Here is a 10,543-nt window from a genome sequence, read left to right as displayed (position 1 = left end):
GAATCAGTATCGGGATCACCTTTTAGCTGCGTAGTTTTTTTAATACTGTCCACTTTTTGGGGTGCAGTTCATTGATAGGAGAGCATTTTTATTAGTATGATAAGTCTATTCTTTAGGTTCAAAATCATCAAGTGAATCAACATCCATATAAGTCGGTACAGCTAACCCAATTCTAGCGCCTTCATAGCTTGGTCCTAAATCTTCAAATTCACCTTCGTGGTTTTCGTATAAAGCACCATGAGTTGAAGGCATCCAAGGAGAAAGAGAAGCATCTACATCTCCACTTGAAATGGATTCAAACACAACAGCTGGATCAAGCGGAGTAAGTGTTGCATTGTAGCCGTGTTGGTCTAATACAATCTCTGCTATGTGGGCTGTAAACAGCTCTGTATCCCAAGGTGTTGAAGCTAGTTCGATTGATTGACCATCTGCCGGTTCAATTCCTTCAGTCCATTCTGCAACTGTTTCCTGATTTTCATCTACCCATAGCTGAGCTAACTCATCCATCTCTAAATCTTCTTCTTCAGCTTTTAGCATCGCTGCTTCGATGTCAGGAACCTCCCAATAGAAACGCTCAAGGATCGTATAAGCGTTAGGTAAGTCTTCTTTCAGACCGTTTCTGACAATGGTTGCCGCATGTTCTTCGCCTCCAAAGATACCTTTAGGATCCTCTAGGTATTTTAAATCCCATTTGGCAAACTTATAATGTGGCGACCAAGCTGTAATGATAATTGGTTCTTCGTTATTAATGGCTTGATCTAAAGCTGATAACATAGCTCCGGTTGATGAGGTATCTTGCTCCCAGCCATCAAGGTTCTCATAATCCTCTATCACTTGTTCATTTAGTTCCGTTTGGCCAGCACCCGGTTCAAGCCCGGTTATGGTATAATTCATTTCTTCGCTAAGACTTTGGCTTTGTTCCCCGTCCTGCCCGCAAGCAGCTATGATGAGGGATAAAGATAAACTAGCGATTACCCCCAACTTCTTCCAATTAAACATTAGTTATCTACTCCCTTTTGATTGCTACTATTTTTCTGTATGTAGCAATTTTATTAGTTAAGCTTGTAAAATAAACAACTGTTTAAAATGTTACGCTTTCTTTATGGATTACTCAAACCACAAATATGTGTATTACTTACAAATAGTAATTAAAGCTTATGATTAAATAACCTTTAGATGTTAAATCCTTATGAATTCTAGATCTACCTCCGTATAAGTTTAAAATAATCAAGATATTATGATTTTTTAAAAGAGTTTACGTAAAAAAACTTGCTGACTAACCATAGTCAGCAAGTTTTTTGGGAATTAAATCGTCCAACGATCTGTCACAATCGCGACGAGTTTCCATTCTTCTTGTTCGTTTTGTTCAAAAACGAGGTTGACGGAACTATAATCCATGGCAGCCTCTTCTTGATCATCTTCACCAGCATGGAAGTATTCAACCGTGTGAGCATCCGGGAAAAATTCATCGATATTGTTGATCATATTCCCACGGGCTTGATATTCATCAAATAACACTTCATCTGGAAAACGATAATCATTTAGGTAAATGTGTTCGTCATGATATTCAAGAGGTGTCAATTCGATAGGGTGACCACTACCGTCTTGTACGCCCCATTCATAAACGGTATCATCAGTGTTGAAGTTCGCAACTTCTTCTTTATCAAAAACTAAGTCATCCTCACTGACATTAACATATGGTGAAAAGAGGAGACCTTGGTCCTCATGAACAAACTCTGCAATTTCGTCGTAATTTTCCTCAGCTAGTTGCTCTATAATTACTTCTGACTTTTCGGTAACCACTCTGTCTGGATCTTGGTCAGACTCTGGAACCTCTTCAGCCTCTTCTTCGGCTTCATCATGATCTTCCGTCATCTCATCCTCACGTTCTTCACCTGCTTGTTCATCATCATCCGCAGCATTCGGTTGAGCATTATTATCTGCTCCTTCCTCCTGTTCAATTGGTCCATCTCCAGCCTCATCAGCTATATCATTACCTGTATAACTTAATGCAATAAACGCTACAATTACTACGGCAGCTACAGTTGTCACTCCAACAGCTATGCGTCGCATGAACATCCTCCTTTTGTCCTTCTGATCATATTTTTCAGCAGTCTTCATCAGTTCAGCATGCATGCTTTCAATGGTATCTTCATCCATTTTATATTTAGGAAAAGATTTCAATTCTTTCTCCAGCTTTTTATCATTAAAATCACTCATTTTGAAATCCTCCTTGGACTTTCCCAAGTGCTTTTAGGGCCCTAGAATAAGTAGTTCTTACTTTTTGGTTTGACCAATCTAATACTGACGCAGTCTCATTTATGGACAATTCCTTAATTGCACGCAAAATGAGCACTTCCCGATAGTTATTCTTAAGTGAGTTGATGGAATCGTAAAGTTCTCGCTTGGATTCATCATTACTTATGATTGATTCCGGAGTGTTGTGGTGTCCAAGCCCAATCGCATCTTCTAAAGCAACATTTTGGTCATGACCACGGCGTTTATTTTTGCGTATTTCGTCAATGGCCACATTGCGCGCAATGCTAAAGAGCCAGGTTTTTGGACTAGATCGACCATCGAATTTATCGAGCCCTTTAATGGCCTTAATAAAAACTTCTTGTACTAAATCTTCGACGTCTGTCCTACCGGTATAATAAATGAGAAAGTTGTATACGTCTTGGTTGTATTGGTAAAACCAGTCGGAAACGATTTCTTTTCTAGACATGTCTGATTGCCTCCGATTACTAAATTCACTACATTAGACGACAAGGTCACAGCTTTGTGTCAGTAGAATGATAATTTTTTATGTGAATCTCTTTTAGGATGTAGCGTGTTAATTTTATTGTATAAAAAAAGGAATTGGCTATAAAAGCAATTCCTAAATGGACTTAATGTTGTTGAGTGGCAATAATTTGGCTTGCATTAGTGTTTACCAATGGATTTAGGTTATACCTAGTTATAAGTGGTGGTTATAAGTAAACCTCAATATCATCAGCATGGACTTCCTTTAAATTTTGGATATGGTTACTTAATCGATCTTGGAATTCAAGAGAAGTGGTATCCTCTTCCTGAAAAGTTTCTTCAATATAATACAAAGCATGTTCACTTACGATATGGTTAATTTCCTGGCGTTGATATAAAATCTCTTCAATTTCCATCCCTAAACGCTCAGATTGATGCTCCCAAAATTCAGCATCTTCCTGCATCATATGTTCAACCATTCCACTATCTTGAAAATGCTCGAGTTGTTGGTCGACCTCATCTTGACTATAATCAAACCCCATTTCCTTTGCCTCATGGAGGAGTAACTCCCCGGTGATATGACGATCAAGCGCCTCTTCAAGTGAATCCTCTTCACCAAAATAATGACTAATCAAGACATCTTCAACAGTGATATCTTCGCCATAGACCTGAGCGATAACATCGTCAGTTTCATAATCTAAGTCCGATCCACAAGCCGACAATAGTACGAGTAGGGTGAAAATAGATAATTTTTTCATGAGTGAACTCCAAGTAAAAAATCTAGTTTAAGTGTAGCAATTGAATAGGGGAGAAGCAATGCTTGGTTTGATGTTGGGTGTTGGGAGTATGAGTTCTGCTCGACGCCGGATTGGGATTGGTGACGGACGGATGGGGTGTGCTGACAGTCGGATGAGAGGCGCTGACGGACGGATGAGGTGTGCTGACGGACGGATGAGAGGCGCTGACGGACGGATGGGGTGTGCTGACAGTCGGATGAGAGGCGCTGACGGACGGATGGGGTGTGCTGACAGTCGGATGAGAGGCGTTGACGGTGGGACAGAGGGTGCTGACGGACGGATTAAACGAACTGAGAGTCGAACACCTACCTGACAACACTTGAAAAGAACCGAACATATATTCCTGTTTATGGTATAATAGAGTTTATTCTGTATAATAAATTCTAGGAGTTGATTCAATGATTGTGAAAAATCATGAAATTCCCTTGAAACTACTTAAAGCTTCTGCAGCTCATCAAAGACTTTTTCAAAATCATCGAGAATTTCGAAGGATTGAAAATGACCTATACCGTGAGCGCTCAGGTTATGTTGGTGAGCTTAGAGTTGACTACCCATTGAGTAGACTTAATTTTACCCCTTTCATCTTACACGATTTACGTCTTCGCCTATTTCAAAATCACTTCCAAATGGATACTACATTAATTACCGATCGATTCATTCTAATTATCGAAGTGAAAAATTCAGCGGGCATCCTATCATTTAATTCATCATTCAACCAAATGATTCAAACATTGAATGGCCAAGTTAAAAATTATGATGATCCCCTAATTCAAGTTGAAGAACAGAAGCACCAACTTCGTCAAAGAATTGATTTTTTCAACGGTCCAAACCTTCCAATCGAAACCGTCGTCGTCATGGCAAACCCGAAAGCTATCCTTGATATTTCTGCAAATGACCAACCCCACCTTCAGAGAGTCATTCCAATTTCCCTTCTTACTAATAAAGTCCGAGAAATTTCCGATCAATTTAGCCAAAGGATTATTTCCCAACAAGAAACTTCTGAATTAGCTCATTATTTTAAAGATCACCATGAGTATGCAGGTTTTAAAATGGAAGACCACTATAATATTGATGTTGGTGATTTTCGAAAAGGGGTTTTCTGTCCGTACTGTGGTGCGCTCGGCATGAATAGGACTAAGCGACGTTGGGAATGCAGGAGATGTCATGGTCGTAATAAGGATGCTCACCTCAATGCATTCAAAGATCACTTCCTACTAATAAGCCCCGAAATTACCAACCGAGGATTACGAGATTTTCTTCAGATTAGTTCGCCGAGCACCTCTAAAATTCTACTCAATCAATCGAGCTTTGAAAAAATAGGTAAAACAAATACTCGTAAATATTTAATGAATTTCGATTATCAAAGTGATTTTGGTTATTTATTGAAGTGAACAAAGTATCTAACAATACTGCAGTGAGAGTTGGACAAGGGTGGTTGACAGTCGGACAAACGCCACCCACGGTCGGACGAGGGGACACATCTGAAGCTCCTTCAAAAATAGTTTGTGGAGATTGGGCATTATAATGTTGTTTTTTTTTGTAGTGAGTCACTATGTTATCATAGCCCCAAATGTGTTTTATTTAAATGAAGGGGAGTTAAAGTTGAGTGAGTTCAATATTATATATGAAGATAATCACTTATTAGTGGTGGATAAGCCGGTAAATGTGCCGGTGCAGGCGGATCGATCGAAGGATGAGGATCTTTTAGAGAAGTTGAAGAGGTTTATCAAGGTTCGTGATGAGAAGCCGGGGAATGTTTATTTAGGGTTGGTTCATAGGTTGGACCGGCCGGTTGGTGGTGTAATGGTGTTTGCGAAGACATCGAAGGCAGCAACACGACTATCAGATCAGGTACGGAGGAATGTGGTTCAAAAAGAGTATCTGGCAGTGACGCGTGGAATGCCTGATGAGCAGCAGGCCAGACTGAAAAACTACCTATATAAAGATAGGAAGAGAAATCAAGTGTTTGTAACTCGGAAAAATCAGAAGCAGGCGAAGAAGGCAGTTCTTGACTATGTAGTGTTAGGCCATGATCAAGGACTCACGCTAGTGAAAGTGAAACTACATACGGGGCGTTCCCACCAAATTCGCGTGCAACTAGCGAATATCGGGTGTCCACTTTATGGTGATCAGAAGTACGGGGCGAAGGTAAATAAGCCAGGTCAGCAGATCGCACTTTGGTCGCACAAGCTTGGAATTGAACATCCGACTTTAAAAGATGAACGGAACTTCACCTCAACGCCACCAAATGAACACCCGTGGTCAAGATGGGTGGATCTATTTTAAACTGAAAGTGAACACCCGTGGTCAAGATGGGTGGATCTATTTTAAACTGAAAGTGAACACCCGTGGTCACGATGGGTTGACCTATTTTAAACTGAAAATGAACACCCGTGTCCACGAAAAACCTATTTTAACTATATAAGAACACCTGTGGTCACTTCGCTAAGTGAGGGTTATATTAGAGTGAATGACGTGTTCGGTATGTGGTTAGGATTAGTCTTTATAATCTGAATAATTACACTTTTAATTATGGCGAAAAAATGTCTTTTATTTGAAATGTGGTTGAAAATAAAAGCATTATTGAGTAATTCAAAGCATTTGTCCAATGTACACGCTTCCATCAGATTAGGTGGTTGAAAAGCACTGTGATATCATTATTGTGTTTTGTGTGAAAAGCGATGTCTTCCACACACAACAAGTTAAACGATCATAGAAAGGAAGCCAAAAATGATATCAAGAATTAGACAAGAATGGTTTGGAAATGTGAGAGGTGATGTGCTTGCAGGAATTGTGGTTGCGTTAGCGTTAATTCCTGAAGCGATTGCGTTCTCCATTATTGCTGGTATTGACCCGATGGTTGGGCTTTATGCATCATTTTGTATTGCGGTGGTTATTGCTTTTATCGGTGGACGTCCTGGTATGATATCGGGTGCTACTGGTGCAATGGCTTTACTGATGATTACGCTTGTTGCAGATTACGGTTTACAGTATTTATTAGCAGCGACGATTTTAACTGGTATTTTACAAATATTATTCGGTGTTTTTAAATTAGCTGCGATTATGAAGTTTGTCCCACGTTCGGTGATGGTGGGATTTGTTAATGCGTTAGCAATTCTTATCTTAACGTCACAGTTTGAACATTTTCACGGTGAAAACTGGGTGATGTATGCATTAGTTGGTTTAACGTTAGCAATTATTTATATTCTTCCACGATTTGTAAAATCAGTTCCATCTCCATTGGTGGCAATTATCGTGATTACATCTGTGGTGATCTTTATGGGAATCGATGTACGTACAGTTGGGGATTTAGGTAATTTAACGCAACAGTTACCAATATTCTTAATTCCAGATATTCCACTTAACTTTGAGACATTACAAATTATTTTCCCATATGCATTAGCACTTTCTATTGTAGGTTTACTAGAGTCATTATTAACGGCTAATATTGTCGATGATATGACCGATACAGAAAGTGATAAGAATAAGGAAAGCAGAGGTCAAGGTTATGCCAACGTGACGGCTGGATTTTTCGGTGGTATGGCTGGTTGTGCGATGATCGGTCAGTCAGTTATTAATGTCAAATCTGGTGGTAATGGGCGTTTGTCATCACTGGTTGCCGGTGTCTTCTTAATGTTCTTAATCATTGCGCTCGGTGGTATCGTGGTTCAAATTCCAATGGCTGCACTAGCAGGGGTGATGATTATGGTTTCGATTGGGACGTTTGATTGGTCATCCGCCCGAAATCTTCATAAACTGCCGAAAACGGACGCTGCAGTGATGTTAACGACCGTGGGTACTGTTGTTTACACGCACGACCTATCTAAAGGCGTTCTAGCTGGAGTATTATTAAGTGCGATTTTCTTCGCTGCAAAGATTTCTAAAGTGAAAGTCACAGAGCAGATTGCTAACAACGAAATGAAAATGATTTACAAGGTTGAAGGTCAACTGTTCTTCGCTTCAGTTACGGATTTCCTTGATCAGATTGATTTTGAGCAAGGTCATTGGGAAGAAGTAGAAATTGATCTAACGCATGCGCACTTGTGGGATGACTCGGCTATAGGTGCATTAGATAAACTTGAAGGAAAATTCGAGCAAAATGGAACGGTAGTAAGTTATACTGGATTAAACGGTGAGAGTAAAGCTCTAAAACAAAAGATTGGTGGCTTGTCTTCAGGCCATTAATCATAGCTGAGGTGATTGATGATGTATAAAAGCATTTTACTTGCAAGTGATGGGTCCGATCACTCGTTGAGATCTGCTAATCACGCCATCCAACTAGCAAAATGTTCAGGTGGAAAAATCGATCTCGTTTACGTCGTTGATGGTGACACGTCTAAACAGGATGTCTTACATTATTCGAATAAATATGAGATTGCTAAGGCGAGACGAGCGAAAGTGAGTAGTGTTGAAGAACTATTAACAGAAGAAAACGTTGAATATGAGGTTCATATTCTTCATGGTGAGCCTGGCCCTACGATTGTAGAGTTTGCCAACAATCATGACTTTGATTGCGCGGTGGTAGGAAGTCGTGGGTTAAATAATCTACAGACGATGATTTTAGGTAGTGTAAGTCACAAAGTGGCCAAGCGTGTTGAATGCCCGGTGTTAATCGTTAAATAAGTTCAAAGTTAAAAAGAGGCAGTTCCTAAAGCCCTTTTTGAAATGAGTAAAACCAGTTGTGAATGATGATATTCACGACTGGTTTTATTTAGTAAGTATTCTGATTCATGCTCTTAGTTTGTTAAAAGTTTATTTTGTTAGCTCAACCCACTATTTGACTTACAACCTTTTAAGTTTCTTCGACCTTGAGTGGATATTCCCGGAAATGGTGTTTATTTAATAACTCAAACCCCTTTAAAACCGGCTGATCTTGGTTTAATGACAAGATTAACATGATCAGTTGACGATTAGGGTGGGTTACTAAATCGGTCTCTGAAGGAGTGCAGTCCGTATGTGGGTGAGAATGAAATTAGCTAATAGTTGTTCTTTCTGGTGCTTAATTTGGTCGATGACGTTAAGAAGATCATCAGGTTTAACTAGAAACCTTTTGCTAGATTTAAGTTGGTTATGTAGAATCCAGAAGTGCTCCGCTCGTTCAAATTTCCCTGATAATAGTCCACAGCATTCGTATGGGTAATGGACCTTAGCATGGTTGAGCAGGTCCTGGTAACACTTTTTAGAAATGAACAAAGTATTCATTTGGACAAATCATTTCCTTTTGAAAAATGGTGATTTAAAAAAGTTCTCAAATTTGGTTGATTGAGGTGTTTCAGGCTCCGTCTTTTGCTCGTTTAATGTGGATTGGCTGTTGTTGAGTGGAGCACGTGGATGCTGCTTTTGTCTATTAGTATATTTTTGTGCCTTGAATGCGCGATTGGTGTTATGCTTCATCGGTCGTTTTTCAACCTGTTTAGCTTTGTGCTTCATCTGCCGTGTGGTCTTAGGTTTTGGGTACTGTTTTTTCTGTGGTTTTATTGATTGAACCTCATTAGATTGATTAATAAGTTGTTGCAGTTGATGAAAGTCAGATGCTTGCTTGAGTTGGTTAGCAGGTTTATTTACCTTAGGTTCTGTGTTGGTACTAATCGAAGTGCTATCGTTATTGACTTGGTTTAAGTCTTGTATTGCTGATTGGGTGAAGGATTCTATGGACTGGCTATCTCCTGAGTCTGATTCTTTTACTTGGTTTGTTTGGATTTGATTTTTGACACCAGTCAGCTCCTTTTTGACATCTGCTAACATCTTAAGAATGTCATTGATCTCGCTTGAATAGTTCTTTGGTGCCTGTTGCTTAGGGGGTGAATCCTCTTTAGGTTGTCGCCCTTCTTGGTTAGGCTGTTTTTCCTGATGTTCTTGCAATACGTTCAAACCCCTTTCTAATCGTTCCATTTTATTTTTCAACTCATGGACTTCGCTTTTGAGAAAGAAGTAGTCTTGAAATCCGTCACGATCGTTCAATTCATGGAAAATTGACTCGTACATATCAATTCGCTCTTTTAATTCTTCTACGTCCTTCGTATTAAATAGTCGATATTTATGCAATGGTAGACCACCTCTTAAGTCCAAAGTTTCCTCATATAGGGATTAGACATGTCGTCACTCATAAACTTGATTATTTTTTCATAAATTGATCAGAGGAAAGATTTAGTTATGTGCTACTTATGGTTCATTTTATGAAAGGGTGGTTGGTCATATGAGCACTGAAGAGGGTAATCGACTATTTAGTCAAATGGATGAGTGGCGTAGAGAAAAAGAGACCTATATGGCTGATATAAAAAAACTGATTAATCAGCAGTTTCGCCAGTCAGATGGTGTGGTAAGTTATTTTTCTTATTCATTGAATTTAGCCGATGTCGGTGAACATATCATGATTGGATCCTATCACGTCTTAAATGTAGGCTCGTCAGCCATAACCAATCCATATATTTGTTTGAAGTTTTCTGAAGATCATCCTTTTCAGTTTTCTGGTAAGTATGTGACCCCGAACACGAGTAATCAGTTGAGGACAGCTGGTTCATGGGAACGAATTCATCAATCAGACGAAGAAATTTGGCTTAAGCCGTTAGGAGAGGCAACCATTAAACCGACTGAACAACTTTCATTTTCTAATTTTCAACTGAAGTGGAAGCAGGATCTGCCTATTCAAGCGAGTTTGCGTGGCTACACCTATTCGGATCAACAGAAAGAAGGAACACCTGCAGTCAATCAGTTTAATGTTTCTAAAGTCAATTAGGAAAAGGGGTAGAGCGATGTCTGATCAACAACAGGATCATTTATTAAAACGTTTGGTTGAACAACATTTAAGAGAACCAAGTGATGACCGTTCTTTAGACGCCTTGTTATTATATTTACTGAAACTAGAAGCGGGGAACCCTGGAAGTGCCGAACTTCAACATGCAGATGAATCGATTGTTGAGCGTTTGATTGCTGAAGAACGTGAAGATTTGGAGAAAATTTTAGCATGGTTAAAGGGAGAACAGGAATAATCAGCTGAATTTGGA

Annotated in this window: 13 protein-coding genes; 7 read left to right on the top strand and 6 right to left on the bottom strand. The window is 39.4% G+C overall.

Translation table 11 applies throughout. The annotated features are described in order from the left end of the window. Positions 1–105: 105 nt before the first annotated feature. From HWQ49_RS14040 to HWQ49_RS14025, 4 genes are all read right to left on the bottom strand, one after another. Complete coding sequence (locus HWQ49_RS14040; protein WP_188208267.1) at positions 106–999, bottom strand: glycine betaine ABC transporter substrate-binding protein; 894 nt, start codon at positions 997–999, stop codon at positions 106–108. A 306-nt stretch (positions 1,000–1,305) separates the two neighbouring features. Next, positions 1,306–2,220, bottom strand: coding sequence for a hypothetical protein (locus HWQ49_RS14035; RefSeq protein ID WP_188208266.1), 915 nt, complete (start codon positions 2,218–2,220; stop codon positions 1,306–1,308). Continuing rightward, the gene (locus HWQ49_RS14030) at positions 2,213–2,725 is read right to left on the bottom strand and encodes an RNA polymerase sigma factor (RefSeq protein WP_188208265.1); all 513 of its coding nucleotides are present in this window, start codon (positions 2,723–2,725) and stop codon (positions 2,213–2,215) included. The genes HWQ49_RS14035 and HWQ49_RS14030 overlap by 8 nt, the downstream gene beginning before the upstream one ends. Before the next feature lie 244 nt (positions 2,726–2,969). Continuing rightward, the gene (locus HWQ49_RS14025) at positions 2,970–3,500 is read right to left on the bottom strand and encodes a SurA N-terminal domain-containing protein (RefSeq protein ID WP_188208264.1); all 531 of its coding nucleotides are present in this window, start codon (positions 3,498–3,500) and stop codon (positions 2,970–2,972) included. Between the two features lie 58 nt (positions 3,501–3,558). Here HWQ49_RS14025 and HWQ49_RS14020 point away from each other — a divergent pair, with 58 nt between their 5' ends. From HWQ49_RS14020 to HWQ49_RS14000, 5 genes are all read left to right on the top strand, one after another. Then, positions 3,559–3,852, top strand: coding sequence for a hypothetical protein (locus tag HWQ49_RS14020; protein ID WP_188208263.1), 294 nt, complete (start codon positions 3,559–3,561; stop codon positions 3,850–3,852). A gap of 85 nt (positions 3,853–3,937) precedes the next feature. Next, on the top strand, positions 3,938–4,930 hold the full coding sequence (locus HWQ49_RS14015) for an NERD domain-containing protein (protein ID WP_188208262.1): 993 nt from the start codon (positions 3,938–3,940) through the stop codon (positions 4,928–4,930). 211 nt (positions 4,931–5,141) lie between these two features. After that, positions 5,142–5,825, top strand: coding sequence for an RluA family pseudouridine synthase (locus tag HWQ49_RS14010; protein WP_223155202.1), 684 nt, complete (start codon positions 5,142–5,144; stop codon positions 5,823–5,825). A gap of 444 nt (positions 5,826–6,269) precedes the next feature. Further along, on the top strand, positions 6,270–7,724 hold the full coding sequence (locus HWQ49_RS14005) for a SulP family inorganic anion transporter (protein WP_188208260.1): 1,455 nt from the start codon (positions 6,270–6,272) through the stop codon (positions 7,722–7,724). Positions 7,725–7,745: 21 nt separating this feature from the next. Continuing rightward, on the top strand, positions 7,746–8,162 hold the full coding sequence (locus tag HWQ49_RS14000; protein WP_188208259.1) for a universal stress protein: 417 nt from the start codon (positions 7,746–7,748) through the stop codon (positions 8,160–8,162). A gap of 300 nt (positions 8,163–8,462) precedes the next feature. On the opposite strand, the gene HWQ49_RS14920 is transcribed toward HWQ49_RS14000, so the two are convergent. Beyond that, positions 8,463–8,741, bottom strand: a complete 279-nt coding sequence (locus tag HWQ49_RS14920) for a Mov34/MPN/PAD-1 family protein (RefSeq protein ID WP_188208258.1) — start codon at positions 8,739–8,741, stop codon at positions 8,463–8,465. A gap of 9 nt (positions 8,742–8,750) precedes the next feature. Further along, positions 8,751–9,584 carry a hypothetical protein gene (locus HWQ49_RS13990; protein WP_188208257.1) on the bottom strand — a complete coding sequence of 278 codons (834 nt, stop codon included), beginning with the start codon at positions 9,582–9,584 and terminating at the stop codon, positions 8,751–8,753. A 151-nt stretch (positions 9,585–9,735) separates the two neighbouring features. On the opposite strand from HWQ49_RS13990, the gene HWQ49_RS13985 reads away from it, so the two are divergent. Both HWQ49_RS13985 and HWQ49_RS13980 read left to right on the top strand, forming a co-directional pair. Next, positions 9,736–10,275: a hypothetical protein gene (locus HWQ49_RS13985; RefSeq protein WP_188208256.1), complete on the top strand. Its 540-nt coding sequence runs from the start codon at positions 9,736–9,738 to the stop codon at positions 10,273–10,275. A 16-nt stretch (positions 10,276–10,291) separates the two neighbouring features. After that, complete coding sequence (locus tag HWQ49_RS13980; RefSeq protein ID WP_188208255.1) at positions 10,292–10,528, top strand: hypothetical protein; 237 nt, start codon at positions 10,292–10,294, stop codon at positions 10,526–10,528. Positions 10,529–10,543 lie beyond the last annotated feature (15 nt).

This window comes from Alkalibacillus aidingensis (assembly GCF_014595945.1).
Classification (GTDB): domain Bacteria; phylum Bacillota; class Bacilli; order Bacillales; family Alkalibacillaceae; genus Alkalibacillus; species Alkalibacillus aidingensis.
Note: the sequence above shows the minus strand (reverse complement) of the source record. Positions and strands in the feature narration are given on the sequence as shown.

Coding starts and splice junctions, on each gene's coding strand:
- HWQ49_RS14040 (WP_188208267.1), bottom strand. CDS start 999: ATGTTTAATTGGAAGAAGTTGGGGGTAATCGCTAGTTTATCTTTATCC.
- HWQ49_RS14035 (WP_188208266.1), bottom strand. CDS start 2,220: ATGAGTGATTTTAATGATAAAAAGCTGGAGAAAGAATTGAAATCTTTT.
- HWQ49_RS14030 (WP_188208265.1), bottom strand. CDS start 2,725: ATGTCTAGAAAAGAAATCGTTTCCGACTGGTTTTACCAATACAACCAA.
- HWQ49_RS14025 (WP_188208264.1), bottom strand. CDS start 3,500: ATGAAAAAATTATCTATTTTCACCCTACTCGTACTATTGTCGGCTTGT.
- HWQ49_RS14020 (WP_188208263.1), top strand. CDS start 3,559: ATGCTTGGTTTGATGTTGGGTGTTGGGAGTATGAGTTCTGCTCGACGC.
- HWQ49_RS14015 (WP_188208262.1), top strand. CDS start 3,938: ATGATTGTGAAAAATCATGAAATTCCCTTGAAACTACTTAAAGCTTCT.
- HWQ49_RS14005 (WP_188208260.1), top strand. CDS start 6,270: ATGATATCAAGAATTAGACAAGAATGGTTTGGAAATGTGAGAGGTGAT.
- HWQ49_RS14000 (WP_188208259.1), top strand. CDS start 7,746: ATGTATAAAAGCATTTTACTTGCAAGTGATGGGTCCGATCACTCGTTG.
- HWQ49_RS14920 (WP_188208258.1), bottom strand. CDS start 8,741: ATGAATACTTTGTTCATTTCTAAAAAGTGTTACCAGGACCTGCTCAAC.
- HWQ49_RS13985 (WP_188208256.1), top strand. CDS start 9,736: ATGAGCACTGAAGAGGGTAATCGACTATTTAGTCAAATGGATGAGTGG.
- HWQ49_RS13980 (WP_188208255.1), top strand. CDS start 10,292: ATGTCTGATCAACAACAGGATCATTTATTAAAACGTTTGGTTGAACAA.